General features: G+C 68.2%; 23 protein-coding genes. 1 reads left to right on the top strand and 22 read right to left on the bottom strand.

Annotated elements, in window-relative coordinates:
- Position 1: 1 nt before the first annotated feature.
- The 20 genes from BLT78_RS08195 to pcaQ form a co-directional block, all read right to left on the bottom strand.
- On the bottom strand, positions 2-1,390 hold the full coding sequence (locus BLT78_RS08195) for a 3-carboxy-cis,cis-muconate cycloisomerase (RefSeq protein ID WP_408003097.1): 1,389 nt from the start codon (positions 1,388-1,390) through the stop codon (positions 2-4).
- Between the two features lie 256 nt (positions 1,391-1,646).
- On the bottom strand, positions 1,647-2,852 hold the full coding sequence (gene pcaF, locus BLT78_RS08200; protein WP_090348502.1) for a 3-oxoadipyl-CoA thiolase: 1,206 nt from the start codon (positions 2,850-2,852) through the stop codon (positions 1,647-1,649).
- The gene (locus tag BLT78_RS08205) at positions 2,849-3,634 is read right to left on the bottom strand and encodes a CoA-transferase subunit beta (protein WP_090348503.1); all 786 of its coding nucleotides are present in this window, start codon (positions 3,632-3,634) and stop codon (positions 2,849-2,851) included. Before BLT78_RS08205 ends, pcaF begins: the two co-directional genes overlap by 4 nt.
- Complete coding sequence (locus BLT78_RS08210) at positions 3,631-4,488, bottom strand: CoA transferase subunit A (RefSeq protein ID WP_090348504.1); 858 nt, start codon at positions 4,486-4,488, stop codon at positions 3,631-3,633. Before BLT78_RS08210 ends, BLT78_RS08205 begins: the two co-directional genes overlap by 4 nt.
- Positions 4,489-4,821: 333 nt before the next feature.
- The gene (locus BLT78_RS08215) at positions 4,822-6,048 is read right to left on the bottom strand and encodes an OprD family porin (RefSeq protein ID WP_231975797.1); all 1,227 of its coding nucleotides are present in this window, start codon (positions 6,046-6,048) and stop codon (positions 4,822-4,824) included.
- Positions 6,049-6,230: 182 nt separating this feature from the next.
- Entirely contained in the window at positions 6,231-7,436 is a 1,206-nt protein-coding gene (locus BLT78_RS08220) for a benzoate/H(+) symporter BenE family transporter (protein WP_090348506.1), read from the bottom strand.
- A gap of 187 nt (positions 7,437-7,623) precedes the next feature.
- Positions 7,624-8,571, bottom strand: coding sequence for a catechol 1,2-dioxygenase (gene catA / locus BLT78_RS08225; protein ID WP_090348507.1), 948 nt, complete (start codon positions 8,569-8,571; stop codon positions 7,624-7,626).
- Positions 8,572-8,623: 52 nt separating this feature from the next.
- Positions 8,624-8,914, bottom strand: a complete 291-nt coding sequence (catC, locus tag BLT78_RS08230; protein ID WP_090348508.1) for a muconolactone Delta-isomerase — start codon at positions 8,912-8,914, stop codon at positions 8,624-8,626.
- 19 nt (positions 8,915-8,933) lie between these two features.
- A complete protein-coding gene (locus tag BLT78_RS08235) occupies positions 8,934-10,055 on the bottom strand; it encodes a muconate cycloisomerase family protein (RefSeq protein ID WP_090348509.1) in 1,122 nt (373 codons plus the stop codon).
- A 31-nt stretch (positions 10,056-10,086) separates the two neighbouring features.
- Positions 10,087-11,427, bottom strand: coding sequence for an MFS transporter (locus tag BLT78_RS08240; RefSeq protein ID WP_090348510.1), 1,341 nt, complete (start codon positions 11,425-11,427; stop codon positions 10,087-10,089).
- Between the two features lie 119 nt (positions 11,428-11,546).
- Positions 11,547-12,323: a 1,6-dihydroxycyclohexa-2,4-diene-1-carboxylate dehydrogenase gene (locus tag BLT78_RS08245; protein ID WP_090348511.1), complete on the bottom strand. Its 777-nt coding sequence runs from the start codon at positions 12,321-12,323 to the stop codon at positions 11,547-11,549.
- A gap of 73 nt (positions 12,324-12,396) precedes the next feature.
- Positions 12,397-13,407, bottom strand: a complete 1,011-nt coding sequence (gene benC / locus BLT78_RS08250) for a benzoate 1,2-dioxygenase electron transfer component BenC (RefSeq protein ID WP_090348512.1) — start codon at positions 13,405-13,407, stop codon at positions 12,397-12,399.
- 126 nt (positions 13,408-13,533) lie between these two features.
- A complete protein-coding gene (benB, locus tag BLT78_RS08255; RefSeq protein ID WP_090348513.1) occupies positions 13,534-14,022 on the bottom strand; it encodes a benzoate 1,2-dioxygenase small subunit in 489 nt (162 codons plus the stop codon).
- Positions 14,023-15,384 carry a benzoate 1,2-dioxygenase large subunit gene (benA, locus tag BLT78_RS08260; protein WP_090348514.1) on the bottom strand — a complete coding sequence of 454 codons (1,362 nt, stop codon included), beginning with the start codon at positions 15,382-15,384 and terminating at the stop codon, positions 14,023-14,025. It lies immediately after the preceding gene.
- A gap of 222 nt (positions 15,385-15,606) precedes the next feature.
- Positions 15,607-16,557 (bottom strand): helix-turn-helix transcriptional regulator, encoded by a 951-nt coding sequence (locus BLT78_RS08265; RefSeq protein WP_090348515.1) that lies wholly within the window; start codon positions 16,555-16,557, stop codon positions 15,607-15,609.
- Between the two features lie 369 nt (positions 16,558-16,926).
- Complete coding sequence (locus BLT78_RS08270; protein WP_090348516.1) at positions 16,927-17,766, bottom strand: IclR family transcriptional regulator; 840 nt, start codon at positions 17,764-17,766, stop codon at positions 16,927-16,929.
- Positions 17,767-17,817: 51 nt separating this feature from the next.
- Complete coding sequence (zapE, locus tag BLT78_RS08275; RefSeq protein WP_090348517.1) at positions 17,818-18,894, bottom strand: cell division protein ZapE; 1,077 nt, start codon at positions 18,892-18,894, stop codon at positions 17,818-17,820.
- Between the two features lie 226 nt (positions 18,895-19,120).
- Positions 19,121-19,711, bottom strand: a complete 591-nt coding sequence (pcaG, locus tag BLT78_RS08280) for a protocatechuate 3,4-dioxygenase subunit alpha (RefSeq protein WP_090348518.1) — start codon at positions 19,709-19,711, stop codon at positions 19,121-19,123.
- Between the two features lie 14 nt (positions 19,712-19,725).
- Complete coding sequence (pcaH, locus tag BLT78_RS08285; RefSeq protein WP_090348519.1) at positions 19,726-20,445, bottom strand: protocatechuate 3,4-dioxygenase subunit beta; 720 nt, start codon at positions 20,443-20,445, stop codon at positions 19,726-19,728.
- A 133-nt stretch (positions 20,446-20,578) separates the two neighbouring features.
- Positions 20,579-21,508: a pca operon transcription factor PcaQ gene (gene pcaQ, locus BLT78_RS08290; RefSeq protein ID WP_090348520.1), complete on the bottom strand. Its 930-nt coding sequence runs from the start codon at positions 21,506-21,508 to the stop codon at positions 20,579-20,581.
- Positions 21,509-21,769: 261 nt separating this feature from the next.
- On the opposite strand from pcaQ, the gene BLT78_RS08295 reads away from it, so the two are divergent.
- A complete protein-coding gene (locus BLT78_RS08295) occupies positions 21,770-23,341 on the top strand; it encodes a hypothetical protein (RefSeq protein ID WP_157719507.1) in 1,572 nt (523 codons plus the stop codon).
- 46 nt (positions 23,342-23,387) lie between these two features.
- Here the strand turns inward: BLT78_RS08295 and BLT78_RS08300 are convergent, their stop codons facing one another.
- Positions 23,388-24,392 carry an ArsJ-associated glyceraldehyde-3-phosphate dehydrogenase gene (locus BLT78_RS08300; protein ID WP_090348522.1) on the bottom strand — a complete coding sequence of 335 codons (1,005 nt, stop codon included), beginning with the start codon at positions 24,390-24,392 and terminating at the stop codon, positions 23,388-23,390.
- A gap of 179 nt (positions 24,393-24,571) precedes the next feature.
- Positions 24,572-25,801: an organoarsenical effux MFS transporter ArsJ gene (arsJ, locus tag BLT78_RS08305; protein WP_090348523.1), complete on the bottom strand. Its 1,230-nt coding sequence runs from the start codon at positions 25,799-25,801 to the stop codon at positions 24,572-24,574.
- Positions 25,802-26,022: the final 221 nt, after the last annotated feature.

Here is a 26,022-nt window from a genome sequence, read left to right on the forward strand (position 1 = left end):
CTTAACGGTGGGTGGCGCGGTGTTCGGCCACGGCACGGGCGACCCAGCTCTGCGCCAGGCCGAGGTAATGGGACGGATCGAGCAGGCGATCCAGTTCGGCGGCGGACAGCTCGGCGGCGACTTCGGCGTTGCCGCCGAGCACGGCGCGCAGGTGGCGACCGTCGTTGACCGCCTGACGGCAGCACTGCTCGACCAGATGGTGGGCGCGCTCGCGGCCGATGCGCTGGGCCAGGGCGATGCTCACCGCCTCGGCCAGCACCAGGCCACGGGTCAGGTCGAGGTTGTCGCGCATGCGCGCGGCGTCCACTTCCAGACCGGGCAGCAGCAGGCGGGCCTGTTGCAGCGCGCCGGACAGCAGGCAGCACAGCTCGGGCAGGGTTTCCCACTCGGCATGCCAGAGGCCGAGGCTGCGCTCGTGCTCCTGCGGCATGGCCGCCAGCATGGTGGCCACCAGCCCCGGCGCGCGGGTGGCGGCGCCGATCAGCACGGCGGCGCCGACCGGGTTGCGCTTGTGCGGCATGGTCGAGGAACCGCCCTTGCCCGGCGCGGACGGCTCGAACGCCTCGCCGACGTCGGTCTGCATCAGCAGGGACAGGTCGCGGCCGAGCTTGCCGAGGGTGCCGGCGAGCAGGCCGAGCCAGCCGGCGAACTCGACCAGGCGGTCGCGCTGGGTGTGCCAGGGCTGCTCGGGCAGGGTCAGCTCCAGTTCGCGGGCCAGCGCCTCGGACACCGGCAGGGCCTGCTCGCCCAGCGCCGCCAGGGTGCCGGCGGCGCCGCCGAACTGCAGGACCAGCAGGCGCGGTTTCAATTCGGCCAGGCGCTGGCGCTGGCGGGTGAGCGCGCCGAGCAGGCCGGCCAGCTTCATGCCGAGGGTCACCGGGGTGGCGTGCTGCAGCCAGGTGCGCCCGGCCAGCGGGGTGGCGGCGTGGCGCTCGGCCTGGGCGGCGAGGTCGTCGGCCAGTTGCGCCAGCTCGCTTTCGAAGATGGCGAGGGCGGCGCGCAGTTGCAGCACCAGGCCGCTGTCCATGGCGTCCTGGCTGGTGGCGCCGAGGTGCACGTAGCGCTCGGCCTCGGCGTCGACGGCGGCGATCTGCCGGCCGAGGGCCTTGACCAGCGGGATCGCCGAGTTGCCGGCCGTGGCGATGGCGGTGGCCAGCGCCGGCACGTCGTAGAGCTCGGCGCGGCAGGCGCCGGCGATGGGCGCCACGGCGGCGGCCGGAATCAACCCGACCGCCGCTTCGGCACGCGCCAGCGCGGCCTCGAAGTCGAGCATGCCCTGCAACCGGCCCTGGTCGCAGAACACCGCACGCATCGGCGCGCTGGTGAAGTAGGCATCGAACAGTTGGTTGCTCAAGACGGTGTCATCCTGTGAGCGATGGGATAAGAGCAAGGTTGGCAGCGCGGCGCGGCGGGGTCCAGCGCAGCCGCAGGGTGGGAAACTGCCGAAGGCAGTTCCCACCATTGGCGCGGGGTGTGGTGGAAGATCGCTGAGCGAGTCTTCCACCCTACGGCACGCCCCTGCTCCGAGTCAGAGCGCAGGGTGGACAACGGCGCAGCCTTGTCCACTCTACGCCACGGCTCGATCCGCTATAGGGGCGAATTTATTCGCCCCTACAGACGTTTGCCACCCTACTCCGCTTTGACCGTTACACGCGCTCGATGGCCAGCGCCAGGCCCTGCCCGACGCCGATGCACATGGTGGCCAGGCCCAGCTTGCCGCCGGACTTCTCCAGCTGGTGCAGGGCGGTCAGCACCAGGCGCGCGCCGCTCATGCCCAGCGGGTGGCCGAGGGCGATGGCGCCGCCGTTGGGGTTGACCCGCGCGTCGTCGTCGGCAATGCCCAGCTCGCGCATGCAGGCCAGGCCCTGGGCGGCGAAGGCTTCGTTCAGCTCGATCACGTCGAAGTCGGCGACCGCCAGGTTCAGGCGCTCGCACAGCTTGCGCACCGCCGGCACCGGACCGATGCCCATGATGCGCGGCTCGACGCCGGCGGCGGCCATGCCGAGCACCTTGGCGCGCGGCTTGAGGCCGTACTTGGCCACCGCCTCGGCGGAGGCCAGGATCATCGCCGCGGCGCCGTCATTGATGCCCGAGGCGTTGCCGGCGGTGACAGTCTTGCCCTCGCCGTTGACCGGCTTGAGCTTGGCCAGCGCTTCGGGCGTGGTGTCCGGGCGCGGATGCTCGTCGGTATCGACGACGGTGTCGCCCTTCCTGCCCTTGATCACCACCGGGACGATTTCCTCGGCGTAGTAGCCCTCGGCCTGGGCGCGGCCGGCGCGCTGCTGGCTGCGCAGGGCGAAGGCGTCCTGGTCGGCGCGCGAGATGCCGAAGTCCTCGGCCACGTTGTCGGCGGTCTGCGGCATGGCCTCGACGCCGTACTGGGCTTTCAGCAGCGGGTTGACGAAGCGCCAGCCCATGGTGGTGTCTTCGATCTTCTGGCTGCGGCCGAAGGCGCTGTCGGCCTTGCCCATCACATAGGGCGCGCGGCTCATCGACTCGACGCCGCCAGCGATGGCCACCTCGATCTCGCCCAGGGCGATGGCGCGGAAGGCGCTGCCCACCGCGTCGAGGCCCGAGGCGCACAGGCGGTTGAGGGTCACGCCCGGCACGCTGGCCGGCAGGCCGGCGAGCAGCAGCGACATGCGCGCGACGTTGCGGTTGTCCTCGCCGGCCTGGTTGGCGCAGCCGTAGAACACGTCGTCGATGGCCGCCGGATCGAGCTGCGGGTTGCGCTCGAGCAGGGCCTTGAGCGGAATCGCACCGAGGTCGTCGGCGCGCACCGCGGCCAGTCCGCCGCCGAAGCGGCCGATGGGCGTACGGACGGCGTCGCAGATGTAGACGTCGCGGCTCATGCCTCACCTCCGACCTGGCCGCCGTGGGCGGCCGCGGTGCGGGCTTCCAGGGCGCGCAGGGCGTCGAGCTCGACGGCGGTCGGCTCCGGGGTGACGGTCACGTTGTCGGCGAAGCGGATCGCCCAGCCGGTGTTCTCGATCACCTGCTCGCGGGTCACGCCCGGGTGCAGCGCGGTGACGATGAACTCGTTGGTGCCGGCTTCCGGCTCCATGATGCACAGGTCGGTGATGATGCCGACCGGGCCCTTGCCCGGCAGGCCGAGCTGCTGGCGATGGTCGCCGCCCTCGCCGAAGCCGACCGAGGTGATGAAGTCGAGCTTGTCGACGAAGCTGCGATGACCCTGCTTGAGGATGATCAGCACCTCTTTCGCCGAGCCGGCGATTTCCGGGGCGCCGCCGGCACCGGGCAGGCGCACCTTCGGCGAGAAGTAGTCGCCAACCACGGTGGTGTTGATGTTGCCGTACTTGTCGACCTGCGCCGCGCCGAGGAAACCGACGTCGATGCGCCCGCCCTGCAGCCAGTAGCGGAAGATCTCGCCGGTGGGCACCACGGTGTCGGCGGTCTCGGCCAGCTCGCCGTCACCGATGGACAGCGGCAGCACGCTCGGCTTGGCGCCGATCGGGCCGGATTCGTAGATCAGCACCACGTCCGGGGACGAGGTCAGGCGCGCCAGGTTGGCGGCCTTGGACGGCAGGCCGATGCCGACGAAGCATACGGCGCCGTTCTTCAGGCGGCGGGCGGCGGCCACGGTCATCATTTCGTTGGTGGTGTAGCTCATCACTGGGCCTCCTGCTGCGCGGCCAGCTTGGCCTTGAATTCGGTGAAGTCGGCGGTGCCGCGGATGTAGGTGTCGATCCAGGCGGTGAAGGTGTCGCGGTTGCGCGCGATCGGATCCCAAGCCTGGTAGAAGCGGTTGTCGCGCTCGTAGTAGCCGTGGGCGTAGGACGGATGGGCGCCACCCGGCACCACGCAGACCGCGGACAGCGCCCAGGTCGGCAGCACGCAGGCGTTCATCGGCGCGTTGAGGTCGTCGACGATCTCCTCGACGGTGACGATGGCGCGCTTGGCGGCCAGCACGGCTTCCTTCTGCACGCCGAGGATGCCCTGCACCAGCACGTTGCCCTTGCGGTCGGCCTTCTGCGCGTGGATCACGGTGACGTCCGGGCGCACGCTCGGCACGGCGGCCAGCTGCTCGCCGGTGAACGGGCAGTTGATGAACTTGATCAGCGGGTTGACCTTGGGCAGGTCGGAGCCGGCGTAGGCGCGCAGCACGGCGAACGGCAGGCCGGAGGCGCCGGCGACGTAGGCGTTGGCCAGGTCGGCGTGGCTGTGCTCCTCGATCTCCAGGGCGTGCGGCCACTGCTTCTCCACCGCATCGCGCAGGCGGTGCAGCGAACCGACGCCGGGGTTGCCGCCCCAGGAGAAGATCAGCTTCTTCGCGCAGCCGGAGCCGATCAGCTGGTCGTAGATCAGGTCGGGGGTCATGCGCACCAGGGTCAGCTCTTTCTTGCCCTGGCGGATGATCTCGTGACCGGCGGCGGTCGGAATCAGGTGGGTGAAGCCTTCGAGGGCGACGGTGTCGCCATCGTTGACGAAGCGCTGGACGGCTTCGCGCAGGGTGAGGATTTCGGCCATTGTTTCTGCTCTAGCTCGTTGACGGTGCCCGACGCTGTGGCGCCGGCCAGTGCGTCAACATTAGGACGCGGGCCGAAGCGAAACAATCCGATAATCGAATCTTAGTTCGATAATCGAACATTAACGCATGCACGAATCCGCCGCTCGGAGCCGGAAAAAAATACCGCCCGTACCGAAAGGTGACGGGCGGCCAAAGGGGAGGAAGGTTGCCCACCCCCACCAGCGCAGAAGTGAGGGCGGACTCTCTCTGTAGAGGCGAATTCATTCGCCAGCGCGGCCCGGTCAGGCGAATGAATTCGCCCCTACCGGGTTACGCCGGCGACACGGGAAGACTCAGAACAGGGTGACGGTGTAGCTGAGGATCAGGCGGTTCTCGTCGATGTCGGTGCGGTAGTTGGAACGCGCGGTGACGTTGCGCACGCGGATGCCGAAGTTCTTCAGCGGGCCGCTCTGCACCACGTAGGCGAGGTCCAGGTCGCGCTCGAACTCCTCGCCTTCGAAGCCGCGGCCGGTGTCGACGTTGTCGCCCTCGATGTAGCGCACGGTGGCGGTCAGGCCGGGCACGCCGAGGGCGGCGAAGTCGTAGTCGTAGCGCAGCTGCCAGGAGCGCTCGTCGGCATAGGCGAACTCGTAGGTCGGCACCTCGTTGCCCAGCGGCGAGACGTTGGCGAACACGCGCGGGAAGGCGTCGTCGCCGTAGATGCCCTGGTAGCCGACGAGGAAGGTGTGGCCGCCGCGCTTGGCCGAGAACTGCGAGTAGAACGCCTGGTTGTCGATGTCGCCGATCAGCGCCTCGCCGTCCTCGGCGGAGTCGAAGTAGCCCAGGTTGGCGCCCAGGGTCCACAGGCCCAGCGGCTCGCTGTGCTTGAGGCTGAAGAAGCGCTGGTTGTAGATGTCCTCGAGCTGCGCGTACCAGACCCCGACACTGGTGCGGTTCTGGTTGAACGCGTAGTCGGCACCGGCGTAGTTGAAGCGGTCCGTGCTCGCCGCCAGCTTCGGCACGTGGCCGAGCATGGCCGACATCTCGCCGTCGCCCGCCTCGTTGCGCAGGTGGCTGGAGCGCAGCTGGCCGCCCTGCAGGGTCAGGCCGGCGATCTCGGCCGAGGTGAGCGAGGCGCCCTGGTAGGTCGGCGGCAGCAGGCGAATGTCGGAGAAGGTCAGCACCGGCAGGTTGGGTTGCAGCTCGCCGACCTTCAGCTCGGTCTTCGACACGCGCACCTTGGCGGCGACGCCCAGGCGGCTGTACTCGTCGGCGGCCTCGCCATCCTGCTGCACCGGCAGCAGGCCGGTGCCGGTACGATCCGGGCTGGAGTCGAGCTTGATGCCGAGCAGGCCGATGGCGTCGACGCCGAAGCCCACGGTGCCCTGGGTGTAGCCGGACTTGTAGTTGAGGATGAAGCCCTGCGCCCATTCCTCGGCCTTGGATTTGCGCTGCGCCGCCGGCGGGCCGACGATGTCGGAGAAGTCGCGGCTGAAGTAGTAGTTGCGCGCGCTCAGGGTGGCGGTGGAGTCCTCGAAGAAGCCCCCTTCGGCTGCCAGGGTGGTCAGCGGAATGGCCATGGTGATCGCGGTGGCGAGGGCCAGACGCTGGAAGTGCGGATACTGATTCATGCGGTTTCTCTTGTTGTTATCGTTGCTGAGAGCACCCTCGCCGCCTCGCTTCTCCGGCGGGCACGCAGGCAGGGTGAGACTTACCGCCGCCCTGCCCGGCCCACGGCTGGCAAGGCGGCAATAACGGTTGGTCAGCGCGCCACCGGCTGGGCCGCAGGCGCAGCGACCGGTGGCCGGCGGGCGCTTATCACCCAGTGGGTGACCAGGCCGAACAGCAGCCCCCAGAAAGCCGCCGACAGACCGAGGAAGGACACCCCCGAGGCGGTGACCAGGAAGGTGAACAGCCCGGCGTCGCGCTCGGCCGGTTGCGCCGTGCTGCGCGCCAGCGCCTCGCTGATCGCGCCGAACAGGGCGAGGCCGGCCAGCGCGGCGACCAGCTCGGCCGGGAAGGCGGCGAACAGCGACACCAGGGTGGCGCCGCCGACGCCCAGCACCAGGTACAGCACGCTGCCGGCCAGCGCGGCGACATAGCGGCGACCCGGCTCCTCATGGGCCTCGCGGCCGGTGCACAGGCTGGCGGTGACCGCGGCGAGGTTGAGGCCGTGACAGCCGAACGGCGCGAGCAGCGCGCTGCCCACCGCGCTGGCACTGACGATGGGGCTGGCCGGGGTCTGGTAGCCGGCGGTGCGCAGCACCGCCATGCCCGGCATGAACTGGCCGGTGAGCGCCACCAGCACCAGCGGCAGGGCCAGGTTGAGGGTGGCGGCGAGACTGAATTCGGGGACGATCCACTGCGGGGTGGCGAGGCCGAGCACCAGGGCGTCGGCGCGGAAGTCGCCGCCGGCGATGGTCAGCGCGGTGCCGACCAGCAGCACCATCATCACCGCGTAGCGCGGCAGCAGGCGGCGGAAGATCACGTAGGTGGCGAACATCGCCAGCACCAGCAGCGGCTTGGCCGGCAGCGAACGGAACAGCGCGGCGCCGAAGGAGAACAGGATGCCGGCCTGCATGCCGGCGGCGATGGAGCCCGGCAGGCGGGCGATGATGCGGTCGAAGGCGCCGCTCAGGCCGATCAGCAGGAGGATCAGGCTGGCCACCAGATAGGCGCCGATTGCCTGGTTGAGGCCGATCTCGGGGAGCTGGGAGACCAGCAGCGCGGAGCCGGGGATCGACCAGGCGATCACCACCGGCACCCGGTAGCGCAGGCTGAGCAGGATGCCGAGCACGCCGCTGCCGATGGCGATGGCCCACACCCAGGAGGACAGCGCCTCATGGGACAGATCAGCGCTTTCCGCAGCCTGGAAGATGATCACCAGCGGGCCGGCGAAGGAAATGATGGTGGCGATGCAGCCGGCGACGATGGCCGACAGCGAGAGGTCCCTGAACAGGTCTTTCATGGTGCCTCGCAAGGTATCGATGGCGCCCGTCGAGGGACGCTCTTGTTGTGGGTGACCGCGGGGCGCCGACCGCCCGCGCGGTTACAGCTCGCCGCCTCGCCGCCGAGGCGCGCACGGGGGCGTTCGTGCGCGATCCGGCGGTGACGCAGCGGCGGGCCTGCCCTCCCGGCAAGCCCGCCCAGCCCGCTTAGGCGCCTTGCACCTGCAGGGCGCGCGGACGCAGGCTGCGCAGCTCGGCCTCGGGGCTGACGGCGTTCTGCAGCTGGAAGTCGAAGTCCAGCTCGGCGAAGCGGCTGCCTTCCACGCCGCGGGCGCGGGCGGCGGCGGCGTCTTCGACGAAGCGGATGTCGCCGACCAGGCCATCACGGGTGGCGTAGGCGAAGTCGTCCCACAGGTACTGATCGCCGGCCAGGTTGATCTGGGTGGTCAGCAGGCGGTAGCCCGGTGCGGAGATGAAGAAGTGGATGTGCGCCGGGCGCTGGCCGTGGCGGCCGAGCAGGTCCAGGCATTCCTGGGTCGGGCCCTGCGGGTCGCAGCCGTAGCCGGACGGCACGATGCTGCGCGCGCGGTAGCGGCCTTCGGCGTCGGTGACGATGCGGCGGCGCAGGTTGTACTCGGACTGGCTCTTGTCGAAGTACGAGTAGTTGCCCTTGGTGTTGGCGTGCCACAGGTCGACGGTGGCGCCGGCCACCGGCTTGCCCTCGGCGTCCAGCACGCGGCCCTGCAGGAACATCACGGTGGCGACGTCCAGCTCGGTGCCGTCGTCCATGCGGGTCTCGCCCTGGCTGATCGGCGCGCCGGCCACGTACAGCGGGCCTTCGATGGTGCGCGGGGTGCCGCCGGTCAGGCCGGCCTGCTCGTCCTTGGCGTCCTGCAGCAGGTCGAGGAAGTGCTCGAGGCCGAGGCCGGCGACCAGCAGGCCGAACTCGTGGCGGCCGCCCAGGCGGTTGAGGTAGTCCACCGCCAGCCAGAACTCGTCCTGGCTCACTTCGAGGTCTTCGACGATCTTCGCGATGTCGTTGACGATGCGCAGCATCAGCTGCTTCAGGCGCGGGCTGCCCTGGTCGTTGTTGAAGCCGCTGACTTCCTCGAAGAACTTCTGGACTTCGGCAGTTTGGGAGACTTTCACGGTCATGGTGATCAACCTCGGATTTCGGATTGTTGTTATCGAATGAAGCGGCTGGCGATCAGCGATCGTCGGCGTGGATGGACGAGGGATGGCGGCACAGGCCGTTGACCTCGATATCCATGTAGGGGAACAGCGGCAGCTGCATCAGGGTGTCGTGCAGCTCCTCGACGCTGGCCACGTCGAACACGCTGTAGTTGGCGTAATGCCCGGCGATCCGCCACAGGTGGCGCCACTTGCCCTCGCGCTGCAGGCGCTGGGCCAGTTCCTTCTCGTCAGCCTTGAGACGGGCGGCCTGGGCCGGGTCCATGTCGGCCGGCAGCTTCACAGTCATCTTCACGTGGAACAGCATCGGAACTTCCTCCTCGGTATCACTGGCGGGCGAAGCGCTTGACGCGCTCTTCGTCCAGGGTCAGGCCCAGGCCCGGGGTGCGCGGCACTTCCAGGTGGAAGTCGCGGTACACCGGCGCCTCGGTGACGATTTCTTCGGTGAGCAGCAGCGGGCCGAACAGCTCGGTGGCCCAGGTCAGCTTGTTCAGGGTGACGAAGGCGTGCGCCGAGGCCAGGGTGCCGACCGAGCCTTCCAGCATGGTGCCGCCGTACAGGGCGATGCCGGCCGCCTCGGCGATCTGCGCGGTGCGCAGCACGGCACGCGGACCGCCGTTCTTGGCGATCTTCAGGGCGAACACGCTGGCGGCGCCGTCGGCGGCCAGGCTGAAGGCGTCCTCGACGCTCTCGATCGACTCGTCGGCCATGATCGGCGCCGGGCTGCGCTGGTTGAGGCGCACCTGGCCGCCGCGGTTGATGCGCGCGATCGGCTGCTCGATCAGGTCGATGCCGTTGTCGCCGAGCACCCGGCAGCCGCGGATCGCCTGCGACTCGTCCCAGCCCTGGTTGACGTCGACGCGCACGCTGGCACGGTCGCCGAGGGCCTGCTTGATCGCCACCACGTGCCTGAGGTCCTGCTCCAGCGGGTTGGCGCCGATCTTCAGCTTGAAGATGCGGTGGCGGCGCAGGTCGAGCATCCGCTCGGCCTCGGCGATGTCCTTGGCGGTGTCGCCGCTGGCCAGGGTCCAGGCCACTTCCAGGCTGTCGCGTACGCGGCCGCCGAGCAGCTCGCTGACCGGCAGGCCGAGGCGCTTGCCCTGGGCGTCGAGCAGCGCGCTCTCGATGCCGGACTTGGCGAAGGTGTTGCCCTTGGCGATCTTGTCCAGGCGCAGCATGGCGGCGTTGATGTTGGCCGCGTCCTGACCGACCAGCACCGGGGCGAGATGGCTGTCGATGTTCTGCTTGATGCTCTCCGGGCTTTCGTTGCCGTAGGAGAGCCCGCCGATGGTGGTCGCCTCGCCGATGCCCTGGATGCCGTCGCTGCAGTGCAGGCGGATGATCACCAGGGTCTGGTGCTGCATGGTGTGCATGGCCAGTTTGTGCGGGCGGATGGTCGGCAGGTCGACGATGACCGTCTCGATGCGTTCGATCAGGGCGTGGCTCATATCAGTTTCCGAAAGTTGCTGGGCGATGGGCTCAGGCCTTGGCCGGCGCCATGGCGACAGCCGGGGCGCTGGCGCGCTGGCTGCTGACGGCGAACACGGTCATGGCGAGGGCGGCAATCGCACCGGGGATGGCGAAGGCCATGAAGTTGAGTTGCAGCGGCAGCTCGATGCCGAGCAGCGCGCCACCGAGCAGCGGGCCGACGATGGCGCCGTTGCGGCCGACGCCGGAGGCCCAGCCCAGACCGGTGGAGCGGATCGCCAGGCCGTAGAACTGCGCGGCGCAGGCGTACAGCAGGATCTGCGTGCCGATGGTGGTGGCGCCGGCGATGGCGATCAGGGTGTAGAGCACCGGCGTCGGGGTCTTGAAGCCGAGCAGGCTGATCGACACGGCGGCGATGACGAAGAACGCCACCAGCACGCGCGGCAGGTTCATGCGATCGCCCAGCCAGCCGCCGAAGATGGCGCCGACCACCGAGCCGCAGTTGAGCGCGACGAGGAAGGTCAGGCTGGAACCCAGGCTGTAGCCGGCGTTGGCCATCAGCTTCGGCAGCCAGGAGCTCAGCGCGTAGACCATCAGCAGGCAGCAGAAGAACGCCACCCAGATCGCCAGGGTGCGCACCGCGCGGCCCTCGCGGAACAGTTCCAGGACGGCGACGCCCTTGCCCTTCACGTCGGCCATTTCCAGCTCGTCGTCGGCCTGCAGCGCACGGCCCGGTTCGACACGGTTGAGCAGCGCACGAGCCTCGTCAGCACGACCCTGGCGAACCAGGAAGCCGATCGACTCGGGCAGGTAGAGCATGATCACCGGCAGCAGCAGCAGCGGCACGGCGGCGGCGTAGAACATCGCCTTCCAGCCGAAGGCCGGCAGCATGTAGATGCCGATGCCGGCGGACAGCATGCCGCCCACGGCGTAGCCGCTGAACATGATGGCGACCAGGGTGCTGCGCAGGCGCTTGGGCGCGTACTCGTTCATCAGCGCCACGGCGTTGGGCATCAGGCCGCCGCAGCCGAGGCCGGCGATGAAGCGCAGGATGCCGAACTCAGTCGGCCCGCTGGCGAAGCCGTTGAGCACGGTGGAACCGCTGAACAGCACGAAGCAGATGGCGATGCCCTTCTTGCGGCCGATCTTGTCGGCCAGGCTGCCGAAAATCAGGGCGCCGAACATCATGCCGAACAGCGCGTAGCTGCCCAGGGCACCGGCCTGCAGCGGGGTCAGGCCCCACTCCTTCATCAGCACCGGCAGGACCACGCCGTAGATGAACAGGTCGTAGCCGTCGAAGATCAGCAACAGCGCGCACAGGCTCATGACCATCCAGTGGAAGTTCGTGAAGCGCGCGTTGTCGATGATCTGGTGAACGTCGATTTTTCGCATGGCGTTTCTCTCTTGTTGTTGTTGTGAAGACTCGTATGCATTGCTAGTGGCCCGTAGGAGCCAGCTTGCTGGCGATGCCGTTGCTGATCGCCAGCAAGCTGGCTCCTACGCACGCGGTGTCAGCCCAGGTCGCCGCCGCCCACCGGCAGGGTCACGCCGGTGATGTAGGAGGCCTCGTCCGAGGCGAGGAACAGGATGGCGCCGACCTGCTCGTCGATGGTCCCGTAGCGCTTCATCAGGCTGCTCTGGATGGTCTGGTCGACGATCTGCTGGTACCAGACCTTTTCCTGCGCGCTCTGCTCGGCGGCGTTGCGCGGGATGCGCCGCGGCGGGGCTTCGGTGCCGCCCGGCGCGGTGGCGTTGACGCGGATGCCGCGCTCGGCGGTCTCCAGCGCCAGGCAGGCGGTCAGCGCGTTGACGCCGCCCTTGGCCGCGCCGTAGGGCACGCGGTTGACGCCGCGGGTGGCGATGGAGGAAACGTTGACGATGGCGCCGGCGCCCTGCTCGAGCATGTACGGCAGCGCGGCGTGGCAGCACCACAGGGTGGGGAACAGCGAGCGGCGCACCTCGGCCTCGATCTCGTTCTCCTGGTAGTGCTCGAACGGCTTGGCCCAGATGGTGCCGCCGACGTTGTTGACCAGGATGTCGAGGCGGCCGAAGCGTTCCACTGCGGCGGCCATGACACTCGCGCAGTCGGCGTGCTGTTCGAGGTCGGCGGTCAGGGTCAGCACTTCGGCGACGCCGGCCAGCTCGCCCTGCAGCTCGTGGACCAGTTCGGAGCGGTCGACCAGCACCAGGCGACCGCCTTCGGCGGCCATGCGCAGGGCGACGCCGCGGCCGATGCCTTGGGCCGCGCCGGTGATCACGGCGACCTTGTCTTGGAAACGCTTGTACATGGCGAAGAATCCGTTAAAAAGGGGCCCGCAGGGCGGGCCCAAGGCCTCTCATGCTTGCATCAGGAACCAGGCGTCAGGCGCTGGCGGCGAACTTCTCGTAGTAGAAATTCGCCGGCTGGATGCCGCGCTGGCGCAGGTCCTGGCTGACCGCCTCGACCATCGGCGGCGGACCGCACAGGTAGATGTCGACGTCGCCGTCGTTGAGCTGGCCGGGGGCGATGTGCTGGGTGACGTAGCCCTTGTTCGGGTAGCTGCTCTCGGGGTTGGCCACACAGGCGGCGAAGGTGAAGTTGGGGATGCGCGCGGCGAAGGCTTCGAGCTTGTCCATCTCGACCAGGTCGAAGTCGTTGGTCACGCCGTAGATCAGGTGCACCGGGTGGGAGCTGCCCTCGGCGGCGATCTTCTCGAGCATGGCGAGGAACGGCGCGAGACCGGTACCACCGGCGAGCAGCAGCAGCGGGCGCTTGATGTCGCGCAGGTAGAAGCTGCCCAGCGGGCCGGTCAGGGTCATGGCATCGCCGGCCTTGGCCTGGTTGCCGAGGAAGCCGCTCATCAGGCCGCCCGGCACGTTGCGGATCAGGAAGCTGACCACGCCGCCGCTCTGCAGCGAGCTGAACGAGTAGGCACGGGTTTCGCTGGTGCCCGGCACCTGCAGGTTGACGTACTGGCCCGGCAGGAAGGCCAGGCTCTCCAGTTCGGCGCCGGCGATGGTCAGGCCGATGGTGCTGGCCGACAGCGCGCGGACTTCGCGGATCTCGGCATTGAAGCTGGCCTGCTGGGTCTTGCACACGGCGGAGGATGCCGGCACGCGCACCACGCAGTCGCTCTCGGCGCGCATCTGGCAGGTCAGCACATAGCCCTGCTGCAGCTCGTCGTCGCTCAGCGCGTCTTCGATGAAGTTGTCACCCATGTCATAGCTGCCGGCCTCGGCGAAGCACTTGCAGGCGCCGCAGGCGCCATCACGGCAGTCCAGCGGAATGTTGACGCCCTGGCGGTAGGCGGCATCGGCCACGGTCTCGCCGACCTTGGCGTCGATGAAGCGGGTAACCCCGTCTTCGAAATTCAGTGCGATCTTGTGCGACATGCTGCACCTCGCTTGGAGCAATATTCAGCGCATGGCCTGGGCCACACGCGCACGCAGGAAGGAAGTGGCGCCGGTGGCGCCCTTCCGGCCCAGCCTGGGGCGCCAGTGGCGCCCCGGCCGAGTCGATTAGATGTGGTACACGTCGATGACCTGGCGGACGTAGTCGTTCTTCAGCACGACCTTCTTCTCCTTGATCACCGGGTTGGAACCGCGGGTGTCGAGGGTGTAGAAGCTGGTGCCGTAGAAGTGGTCGACGGTCTTGTAGCGGAAGCTCAGGGTGTGCCAGTTGAAGCGCACCTTCACGAAGCCCACGCCCTGCTCGACGATTTCCAGGTTGCTGATGTTGTGCGAGGTGCGGGTGTCCGGGATGGTGGCACTCGAACGCTCGGTCTTGATGCGGAACACGCGGTCTTCCAGACCACCGCGGTTGCCGTACCAGATCAGCGAGATTTCGCGCTGCGGGTCCTGGGTCAGCTGGTCCTGGTCATCCCAGGCCGGCATCCAGAAGCTGGCGTCCGGGGCGTACAGCTCCAGCCACTCGTCCCACTGCTTGTCGTCCAGGAGGCGCGCTTCGCGGTAGAGGAAGTCGCGCACTTGCTCGTAGGTCATGCTCATTTACGCGCCCTCCACGTGGATCAGCTGGTCCTTTTCCTTCTTGAGTGCCTTGATCATTTCCTGCTGCCAGTAGTGGTGCTGCAGCACGAACAGGCCTTCGTCCTCGGTGCGCACGCCGCTCAGTTGCGGCTGCAGGTCGATTTCCTTGGCGGCGTCATCGGCGCCGTCGACCCAGTGCTTGGCACCGCGGGACATGTCGTTCCACGGCATGGCGCGGCCCTGGAAGCCTTCCTGGCAGGCGCGGAACTCTTCCAGATCGTCCGGGGTGGCCATGCCGGAGACGTTGAAGAAGTCTTCGTACTGGCGGATGCGGCGGGCACGCGCTTCGGCGTTCTCGCCCTTGGGCGCGATGCAGTAGATGGTCACTTCGGTCTTGTCGACCGACAGCGGACGGGCGATGCGCAGCTGCGAGCCGAACTGGTCCATCAGGTACAGGTTCGGGTACAGGCACAGGTTGCGCGAATGGCCGATCATCCAGTCGGCGCGGGCCTCGCCGAACTCGCTGACCAGGCGCTCGCGCTGGGCGAACAGCGGACGGTCTTCCGGGTTGTCCCAGCGGGTCCACAGCAGCAGGTGGCCGTTCTCGAAGGAGTAGAAACCACCGCCCTTCTTGCCCCAGCCGCCGGCGCTCATGGCGCGGATGTCGTCGCCAGCTTCCTTGAGCTTGCGCTGCTGCTGGGTGGCGGCGTAGTTCCAGTGCACGGCGGTGACGTGGTAGCCGTCGGCGCCGTTCTCGGCCTGCAGCTTCCAGTTGCCGTCGAACACGTAGGTGGAGGAACCGCGCAGTACTTCCAGGCCGTCCGGCGACTGGTCGCAGACCATGTCGATGATCTTCTTCGACTCGCCGAGGAACTCTTCCAGCGGGGCGACGTCGGCATTCAGGCTGCCGAACAGGAAGCCGCGGTAGGACTCGAAGCGGGCGACCTTCTTCAGGTCGTGGGAGCCGTCGCAGTTGAAGCTGTCCGGATAGCCGGCTTCGGCCGGGTCCTTGACCTTGAGCAGCTTGCCCGAGTTGTTGAAGGTCCAGCCGTGGAACGGGCAGGTGTAGGTGGCCTTGTTGCCGCTCTTGAAGCGGCACAGGGTAGCGCCGCGGTGGCTGCAGGCGTTGATGAACGCATTCAACTCACCATCCTTGTTGCGCGCGATGAAGATCGGCTGGCGCCCCATGTAGGTGGTGTAGTAGTCGTTCTTGTTGGGGATCTGGCTCTCGTGGGCCAGGTAGATCCAGTTGCCCTCGAAGATGTGCTTCATCTCCAGGTCGAACAGGCGCGGATCGGTGAACATCTCCCGCTTGCAGCGGTAGACGCCCTTTTCCTTATCTTCTTCCAGCAGGCTTTCGAGGTATTCGAATTCCAGGGTCATCGCCTTGGCCTCCGTTGTTATTGTTCGTTGCAGTGAGATGAAGGCTAAGGCTCGGACGGCGTCGGCAATATCCACTTTGCGCGCGAGCTTTATCCGTTTTTTGCAATGTGACAAAAACGCGCAGGCAGCCGAACGCGCCCCGCGCCGCCAGGCGGCGCGAGGTGGGTCAGCGGGGACGGGAAAGCAGGTGGGGACGCCGGGCGCGAGCCGCCCGGCCGGGAATCAGACGCGGCGACGCAGGGTGTCGGAGGGCAGCTCGCCGAAGGCGTTCTTGTAGGTTTCCGAGAAGCGGCCAAGGTGCAGGAAGCCGTAGTCGAGGGCGATCTCGGTGACGTTGCGTACCGTGGTGCGCGGATCGCTCAGGCGCTGGCGGATGGATTCCAGCTTGCGCTGGCGGATGTAGTTCTTCGGCGTGGTACCGGTGCTCTTCTCGAACAGCGCGTACAGCGAGCGCGGACTCATGCGCGCCAGTTGGGCCAGTTGCTCGAGGCTGATGTCCTGCTTGAGGTTGTCCTCGATGAACTGGGCGATGCGCTCGAACGACGGGTTGCCGGAGAGCGGGTCGAAGCTGATGTTGTTCTTCAGCAGGGCAAGCAGCTTGCTGGCGATGATCCGTGCGTACTGCTCCTGGATCTGCGGGATGGCGTGCTCACTTTCCGCCTCGTCGCAGACCAGACCGAGCAGGCCGGTGAAACCCTCGAGTTCGCTGAGCGCATGGCGCGGGGTGAAGCGGATGCCTTCGCCGGGCCGGCGCCACTGGTTGTCGCTGCAGGCCTTGTCGAGAAACGCCGCCGGCAGCTTGACGATGAACTTCTCGCAGTCGTCCGAGTAGGTCAGGTCGACCGGATCGTCCGGGTTGATCAGCAGCAGCTCGCCGGGGGTGAAGTGGTGCTCCTCGCCACGGCCACGCCACAGGCAATGGCCCCTGAGCAGGATCTGCAGGTGGTAGATGGTTTCCAGCGCCGGCGAGGTGACCCGCACGCTGCCGCCGTAGCTGATGCGGCACAGGTCGAGGCTGGCGAGGGTGCGATGGCTGAGGCTGGCCGCCGGCGTGCCGGTGTTCGGCAGGCGGATGCAGTGGGAGCCGACGTGCTGGTTGACGTACTCCGATACCGCATAGGGATCGGCATTCGCGAAGATGCGGCTCTTCTCGTTCAGCAGACGACAGTCCATGACTCTGGGTGCTCTTGTAGTTGTTTTTGGCAACTGGCGGTGGAGCGCACACAAGGCATCCACCGTCGTTTCCCCTCTATTGATGCACAACCGCCGGCCGGGCAGAAGGGGGTTGCGGATCAACGGTCATGCCCGATTCGCGCGCCGTCTTCTTGTCGAAGATCTGGATTGCGCGGCAAATCCGAGCGAACCGATAAGATATTCACCTTTTCCAGAATAGGGGATTCGACCAAGGCCGGACACGCTGGCGCGCGATAACCGCCCACATTTTCTGCGCCCCACTTGTCATGCAGGCCCGCGAAAAGTGCCGGCCGCCGCTCTGCGGCGCGCCTTGCAGGCCACTCATCGGGTAGCACAACGCCATCAGGTTCAGTGGAACAACTGCAGGCTCAGCTCGCGGCTGGCGGCGAGCAATGCGGGCAGGTAGCGGGTCTCCAGCTCCTGGCGACTGACCCGCCCGGCGTGGGTGCTGACGTTCATCGCCGCCAGCACGTGGCCGGCGGCGTCGCGCACCGGCACCGCCACCGAACGCAGGCCCTGCTCCAGCTCCTGGTCGACGATGCACCAGCCCTGCGCGCGCACCTGCTGCAGGCATTCCCACAGCGCCTCGGGGGTGTGCAGGGTGCGGCTGGTCTTGGGCAGCAGCTCGGCGTGCGCCAGGTAGTCCTGCAGGCTGGCGTCGTCGAGGGCGGCGAGCATGATGCGGCCCATCGAGGTGCAGTAGGCCGGCAGGCGGCTGCCGACGCTGAGGTCCACCGAGATGAGCCGCTGCGGGATGGCCGAACGGGCGATGTACAGCACCTCCTCGCCTTCCAGGGTGGCCAGGTTGCAGGCCTCGTGCAGCTGCTCGCTGATGCGGTCGAGGAACGGCTGCGCCGATACCGCCAGCGGCGTGGACGACAGGTAGGCGTGGCCGAGGGTCAGCACCTTGGGCAGCAGCGAATAGGTGCGCCCGTCGGTGGTGGCGTAACCGAGCTTCATCAGGGTGTGCAGGCAGCGGCGCACGGCGGCGCGCGGGATGCCGGTGCGGTGGCTGATCTGGGCGATGGTCAGGTGGCGCTTGCGCTCCTGGAAGGCGTTGATCACCGCCAGGCCGCGGGCCAGCGAGGTCATGAAGTTGGGGTCGCCGCTCAGCTCCTCGATGCGCTGGGCCGGCGAGATGTAGGGCGGTGGAGCGAGGGGCGAAGGCGTCGGTCGGGCGTCGGTCATGGGAGCTTCCCTGGCGGTGATGGGCCATCCCCGGGCGGAGCGGCGATCCGATTATCGAACCGAAGTCCGATTATCGCAATCCTCCGCGCGCAGCTGCGCTAGCCGGCTGCGGGTGCGGGCGAAGTCGGCCGGCGCGTGCGCCACGCACAGCTCGTCGAGAGCCACCGCGCTGCCGAGCAGCAGCTGCACGCCGCTGTCGTAGGCGATGTCGACGAAGTTGAGGAAGCGCTGCTGCACGTCCAGCGAGCGCTGGTCCAGCGGCGGGATGCCGCTGATCGCCAGGCAGGCGAAGTGCCGGCACAGCCACAGGTAGTCGGCGGTGGCGCTGGGCACCTCGAACAGCTCGGCGAACTCCAGCCACAGGCAGTCCTGGCTGCGCGCCAGCGGCCTCAGGCGCAGGCGGTTGACCGCCAGTGTCTCCCCTGCCCCGTCCTTCGCCAGGCCCAGCGCCGCGGCCAGATGCGCCTCGGCGCCGGCGGCCGGCCAGCAGTAGCGGCCCCAGTCGCGCGCACTGAGCGGCCGGTAGTCGCGGCCGCCGTCCAGCTCGATAACCGTGAGGCGTTGCTGGAGGAGCCGGATGAACGGCTTGAAGCGCTCGTGATACAGCGGATTCGGGCAGAGCGCGGCGGGCGCGTAGTTGGAAGTGAGCACCACGCCGACCTGCTCGTGGAGCAGGTGCTGGAGCAGGCGGCCGAGCAGGATGGCGTCGCCGATGTCGTGGACGTGGAATTCGTCGAAACACAGCAGGCGCACCTCGCCGGCCAGCTCGCGGGCGACCAGCGCCAGCGGGTCGGGCTGGCCGGTGAAGCGCAAGAGGCGCTGCTGCACGTCCTGCAGGAAGGCGTGGAAGTGAACGCGGCGCTTGGCCGCCAGCGGCGCGGCGGCGAAGAAGCAGTCGAGCAGCAGGCTCTTGCCGCGCCCTACCCCACCCCACAGGTAGACCTCGCCGCTGTGCCGGCGCAGCCAGCCGCGGCGGCCGTCGAGCTGGCGTTGCAGCCAGTCGGCCAGGAGGGCGAAGGCAGTCTGCTGGGCGGGGTCGGCGCTCAGGCCACGTTCGGCGAGCTGCTCGGCGAAGCGCTGGCGCAGGGTGGCGGCGAGGTTGGCGGGAATGGGCTGGACGGCGGACATCGGCACGGAGTTCTCGACATGACGAACCCGCGCTGTGGGGCAGCGCGGGTATGGCACTCGCATGAAACCAATTTTCCGGTCCGTAGGGGCGAATTCATTCGCCTTGGCGGGGCACTTTTGGCGAATGAATTCGCCCCTACAGCGGATTGATCAGGCCCGGAAGCCATTCATGCGAATGCCCTGGCAACGCGGGTTTGGGTGGGCAACGACAGGGCGAAACCTTCGATCAGAAGTCGAAGAACACCGTCTCGCCTTCACCCTGGATGCGGATGTCGAAGCGGTAGGCGGTCTGGCCGTCCACCTCGCAGCGCTTGGCGATCAGGGTCTGCCGGCGCTCCACCGCCTCGATCAGGTTGAGCACCGGATCGGCGGCGTTGGCTGCCACTTCGTCGTCGAAGTAGATGCGCGTCTGCAGGTGGATGTTGATCCCGCGGGCGAACAGCGACACGTTGATGTGCGGCGCCTGCTTGCCCACCGCGCCCGGCTTGACGGTCTTCACCGTCCACTCGCCGGCATCGAAGGTGGTGGCGGTACGGCCGAAACCGTTGAACGGCTTCTCCAGATCGTAGGCGCAGTCGTAGACGCCTTCGTGGTTGGCCTGCCAGAGCTCGAGGAAGGAGTCGCGCACCAGGTGGCCGTTGCCGTCGAACACGCGGCCGATCAGCAGGATGTGCTCGCCGGCGGCGCCCGGCTTGGCCATCTCGTTCCAGACTTCCTGGTCACGGGTCGGGTTGCCGGCGGCGGCCAGGGCCAGGCCGATGTGCACGTAGGGGCCGGCGGTCTGCGAAGGGGTTTCCGGCAGCAGGTCGAAATTCATGGTCGGCTCCTCTCTCACTGGTTCTCGAAGTGGGTCTTGCGCTGGCCGCGCAGGACGATGTCGAAGCGGTAGGCCAGGCTGTCCATGGGCGTGCCCATGCTCATGTCCAGGCGACCGATCAGGGTCTGCACGGCGTCCGGGTTGGCGATGGTGCGGACGATCGGGCACTTCGGAATCAGCGGATCGCCCTCGAAGTACATCTGGGTGATCAGCTTGGTGGAGATCGACGGGCCAGCGATGGACACGTGGATGTGCGACGGACGCCACTCGTTGGGGCCGTTGCGCCACGGGTAGGGACCCGGCTTGATGGTGCGGAAGAAGTAGTTGCCGTTGGCGTCGGTCAGGGTACGGCCGACCCCGCCGAAGTTGGGGTCGAGCGGCGCCAGGTAGCGGTCGTTCTTGTGGCGGTAGCGGCCGCCGGCGTTGGCCTGCCACATCTCCACCAGGGTGTGCGGGATCGGCTGGCCGTACTGGTCGACCACGCGGCCGAACATGATGATGCGCTCGCCCACCGGCAGACCGCCGTTGTTGAAGTTGAGCAGCAGGTCGTTGTCGTACTTGCCGAGCTTGAGGTGCGAGAAGTCCGGGCCGGTGGTCTCGGAGATCGACTGCGGGATGCTCACCAGCGCCTGGCGCGGCGAGCGCGGCACGGAAGTCTTGTAGTCGGGGGTGTAGGCCTTCGGCTGCCAGTTGCGGTCACGGGTGACGAACCGGCTGTTTTCCGCGTCGTGCATGCTGCGTTCCTCTTGTTGGAGTTGTCGGAGCGGATCTGAGTGAGGTCAGTCTGCCCGGCTCCTTGCCTCGAGGAAATTGAATTGTACTGCTTGGTCCATAACCATTCAGTTATGGATTGCCACCCTGCTCGCCCTACCCTTGCTCGGCCGCACGCTCGCCGCCCACCTCGCGCAGCGCCGCGCAGAACCATTGCGCCGCCGCCGGCAGCGGCCGCGCACTGCTGGTGCAGATGCCGATGGAGCCGCCCGGCTCGCGGATGCCGAGAGCCAGCTCGGCGAGCAGCCCGGCGGCGAGGTCATGACTCACCGCGTCCTGCGGCGCCACCCAGATCGCTTCGCTGTCCAGCACGTAGCGCCGGCCGAGGGCGATGGACAAGGTTTCCAGGCGCTGGCTGGCCGGCGGGATGCCCCACTGCACGAACAGGCCGTCGGCGTACTTGCGGATGGTGGTGCCGGCCGGCGGCAGCACCAGCGGATAGTCGGCCAGCCGCGCCAGCGCCTCCGTGCCCAGCGCCAGCAGCGGATGGCCAGCGCGGACCACCAGGGTCATGGATTCGCTGTACAGGTGCTCGAAGATCAGCCCCTGGATCTCCGGACTGTCGGTCATCCGGCCGACCACCAGGTCCAGCTCGCCAACCTTGAGCTGGGCCAGCAGCTGGGCGCTGGAGCCGCCGGCCACCTGGATCGCCAGCGCCCCGTGGCGACGGTGCAGCCGGGCGATGACCTCGGGCAGCAGGCGGCTCTCCACGGTGGACAGCGCGCCGACGCGCACCTCGCCGCCCAGCGGCTCGCTGCCGCGCACCACGCTCACCCCGTCGCGCAGCGCCTGCACGCAGGGCCCGGCGTAGCGCAGGAAGGTCTCGCCGGCGGCGGTCAGCGTCACGCCGCTCTTGCCGCGCTCGAACAGTGGATGGCCGAGGATGTCCTCGAGCTCCTTGAGGGTCTTGGAGATCGCCGGCTGGGTCACCGCCAGGCTGTCGGCGGCGCGGGCGAAGCTGCGCTGGCGGGCGATCTCGAGGAAGCACACCAGATGGCGGAACTTGATGCGATTGTCGATGTTCATCGGGGCTATGGATTCGAAACGGAGCAGAAGTCAGGGCGGAGCGCAGGCATCCGGCGCCTGTCTCAAGGGTAGCTCCGGGCGGAGCGGCGTGACGGCAGCTCGGCCGGCGCCGGGAAGCCTGGGTGGAAAATCAGGCCACGCCCCCCGCGCAACGGCGGTCAATGACCCATACTCTGCGGGGACTTTCGCGCGGGAGAGTTTCCCGCGCCCTCGGACAAGGATGTATTTCAGACGCCCTCTGACCATATCACGAGGTGTTAGATGAAATGCATTACCACATGCGCCGTGGTACTCCTCGGCGTACTTTCCACCCACGCCAGCGCGGCGACCGATCCCCTGAGCAAGGCCAACCGGCTACCGCCTTCGCTGGAGCAGAAGGTCCAGCAGTTCAGGGCCAGCCTCGAAGCCAGCGGCTACGAGGTGGCGCGCGGCTACTGGCAGCTGTGGTCGGCCGATGACTGCAAGTATGCCCTGCAGACCGTCGGCTACTGCTACGGCAACAATCCGACCGCGCCCTACGTGATGGCCTTCCTGCCGCGCTGGGGCGACGAGTTCGTCGACCGCAGCCTGCACCATGCGATCGCCGCCGGACGGCGCAACATGGCGCCCAACTACCGGCTGGGCGAGCGGGAGGCGCTGGTGGTCCTCGCCGAGATGCCGCCGCCGGCGCGCTACTTCGGCATCGGCACCAACGTGTACACCCGCCAGGCGAGCCTCAACACGGAGGATCCGGTGTACGAGATCCTCGAAGATGCCAAGGACCTGCAGGAGATCGTCTTCGCACCGTCGCCCAACCCCGAGCGCAGGCTGATGGTCGCCAGCATCGGCGACAGCACCAACAACCTGGTCATCGAGGAGCAGAGCCAGACGAGCTGGGGGCAACAGCGCTACTTCGTGATCAGCCCCGACCAGGACATGGCCGCCAGCATGACCGCCGCGCTCGCCGGGGTACCGGGCATCGAGGCCACCCAGGTGTTCACCGAAGCGGTCGCCCCGGGTCTGGTCAACGTGGGCTACGGCGCCGAAGCCGACGATCTGATCACCTATATCCGCTATTCGATGCCGAACGACGAGGTGCTGGGCGAGCAGTGGCGCCAGCGGCTGCCGCTCACCATCCTGCGCGTCCGCGCCACCGGCGACGACATCCCGGCCAAACCGTTCGATATCCCGGCGTACGAGACCAAGACGGCGAATTTCGACGAACACACCCTGGAGACGGATCTCGCCAACCTGGTGGCGGCCGTGCAGGAGGAGTGGCAACAGAACGGCGTGATCAGCGACTTCCGGAGCCTGTCGCAATGGGTCGACCTGGTCGGCCAGCATTGCCTCGGCCACGACGGTCCCCCGCAACCGGAGCCGCCGATCACCCTGCCACGCGGGCCGATGAACTGCCTCGGCGACACCCAGGATGCCGATTACCAGATCAGCTCGTCGCACCATATCGACCGGGGCGAAGTCGTCGCGGTGGTGGGCACCCTCGGCACCATGACCGGCAACGCCACCTACACCAGCCTGTCGGTCAACTGGTTCCCGGCGCTGGTCGGCCTGCTGAACCGCGACGACCCGCTGCTGGAAGGCAGCGCACAGCGCTTCCAGGGCAAGCTCAGCGCCTCGCATAGCAACTTCTACGTGTACTACTTCGCCCGCGACTGCACGGGCCTGACCCCGTGGTGCGCCGAGATCCCCAAGACCCTGCTGTCGCCCGGCGAGGCGCTGAAGATCATCCAGCGCAACTACATCAACCCCGGCACGCGGCGCGGCCCCGCCCCGAGCATGGTGCTCAACCCGGTGTCCCTGGAGTTCGACGGCAACCACCGGCCACAGGCGAACTGAAACCCGGCCGACTCCCGCGCAGCGGCGCGGGAGTCGCGCTGGCGAGTCAGCCCGCCGCACCGACCAACCGCGCCAGCTCCATGGCGCGGTTGGCGTAGCCCCATTCGTTGTCGTACCAGGCGTACAGCTTCACCTGGGTGCCGTTGACCACCATGGTCGACAGCGCGTCGACGATCGACGAGCGCGGATCGCCGCAGTAGTCGCAGGACACCAGCGGGCGCTCCTCGAAACCGAGGATGCCGGCTAGCTCGCCGGCGGCGGCGGCCTTGAGCAGGCCGTTGACCTCCTCCACCGTGGTGGCGCGCGCCACCTCGAACACGCAGTCGGTCAGCGAGGCGCTGACCTGCGGCACGCGCACGGCGTGACCGTTCAGGCGGCCGCGCAGCTCGGGGAAGATCTCGGCAATGGCGCTGGCCGAGCCGGTGCTGGTGGGGATCAGGCTCAGGCCGCCGGCGCGGGCGCGGCGCAGGTCCTTGTGCGGCTGGTCGAGCAGGCTCTGGTCGTTGGTCAGCGCGTGGATGGTGGTGATCGAGCCGTGGCGGATGCCGAGGTTCTCGTGGATGACCTTGACCAGCGGCGCCAGGCAGTTGGTGGTGCAGGAGGCGGCGGTGACGATACGGTGCTCGACCGGATCGAAGCGCTGCTGGTTCACCCCCATCACCACGTTGAGCACGCCCGGCGCCTTGACCGGCGCGCTGACCACCACACGCCTGACGCCCTGGTCGAGGTAGGCCTGCAGCAGCGCCGCCTGGGTCATCCTGCCGCTGGACTCGAGCACCAGGTCGCAGTCGGACCAGTCGGTCTCGGCGATGGTGCGGCAAGCGGTGACGCGGATGCGCCGCTCGCCGATCAGCAGGCCGTCGCCGTCGGCGCGCGTCTCGTGCCGCCAGCGACCGTGCACCGAGTCGAAGTTGAGCAGATGGGCGTGGGTCGCCGCGTCGGCGCCCGGGTCGTTGATGTGCACGAACTCGATTTCCGGCCAGCCCCAGGCGGCGCGCAGGGCCATGCGGCCGATGCGGCCGAAGCCGTTGATCCCTACCTTGATGGTCATGGTGATGCCCTCTTCTCGACGGAGGTTGTGCAGCGTCGAGCCGTGCACTGCGCGGCGGGCGGTCCCGGTGCCGACTTTTCCCCCGGCACGGGGCGAGGATCAGGCAGCGCCGCGAGCGGCAACGGCTCTCGTCTCCAGTCTGGCAGATCCGCGAACGGACGGCAGCAGGCGCACCCGCGTCAGGGGGCCGGGGCGGTCACCGCATGCCGCGGCAGGGCCACCGAGATCAGCGCGGCGAGCGCGACGAAGGCGCTGGACACCCACAGGCAGGCTTCGAGGCCCCAGGCCTGGAACACCCAACCCGACAGCAGGGTGCCGATCAGCCGGCCGAGGGCGTTGGACATGTAGTAGAAGCCGACGTCCAGCGACACGCCGTCCTCCTTGGCGTAGCTGACGATCAGGTAGCTGTGCAGCGAGGAGTTGACGGCGAACAGCGCGCCGAACAGCAGCAGGCCGCCGATCAGCACGCCCTGCGCCGGCAGGTCGCTGCCTAGGCCGAGGGCGATGGCCGCCGGCAGGCCGGCCAGCAGCAGCGCCCAGACGCAGGCGGCGCGCCCGTCCGGCACCCGGCCGCTGCGCTTGCCGGTGAGGTACGGGGCGAACGACTGCACGAAGCCGTAGCCGATCACCCACACGGCGAGGAAGCCGCCGACCTGCCAGAAGTCCCAGCCGAAGCTGGCGGACAGGTACACCGGCAGGGCCACCACGAACCACACGTCGCGGGCGCCGAACAAGAACAAACGGGCGGCGGAGAGGATGTTGATTGCCCGGCTCTTGGACAGCAGGTCGCGGAACTTGGGTTTGCTCTTGGCCTTGCCCAGATCCTTCTTCAGCGTCACCAGGCTGGCCAGCCAGATCAGCGCCAGCGCCACGGCCATCGCCAGCACCGCGCCGGTGAAGCCGAGGGTGCTCAGCAGCGCGCCGCCGAGGAAGAAGCCGACGCCCTTGAGCGCGTTCTTCGATCCGGTCAGGAGCGCCACCCACTGGTACAGGGTGCCCTGCCGGGAATCGGCGACCAGCAGCTTGATCGAGCTCTTGGCGCTCATCTTGTTGAGGTCCTTGGCGATGCCGGACAGCGCCTGCGCCGCCATCACCCAGGGCACGGTGAGCATGGCCGCCGGCACGGTCAGCATCAGCAGCGCCGCCACCTGCAGGCCGAGGCCGAGGTTCATGGTGCGGTTCAGCCCCAGGCGCGCGCCCAGCCAGCCGCCGACCAGGTTGGTGACCACGCCGAAGATCTCGTAGAACAGGAACAGCGCGGCGATCGCCAGCGGGCTGTAGCCGAGCCCGTGGAAGTGCAGCACCACCAGCATGCGCAGGGCGCCGTCGGTGAGGGTGAAGGCCCAGTAGTTGCCGGTGACCAGCAGGTACTGGCGGACTTCGGGGGCAAGGCGGGACAGGGCGTGCATAGGGGAACCCGTGTGGCAGATCGTGTAGGGGCGAATTCATTCGCCTGACGGAGCCGCGCCGGCGAATGAATTCGCCCCTACTGGTCAACCGACCAGCCTCGCCTGCCCGACAGGAAACCGTAGGGTGGGTTAGCCGCGCAGCGGCGTAACCCACCAGGGATGCCGCAGGCATCCGCGTTGCCGGCCTCTCGGCCGGGTGGCGGGTTACGGCCTGCGGCCTG

The sequence above is a fragment of the Pseudomonas oryzae genome (genome assembly GCF_900104805.1).
Lineage (GTDB): Bacteria > Pseudomonadota > Gammaproteobacteria > Pseudomonadales > Pseudomonadaceae > Geopseudomonas > Geopseudomonas oryzae.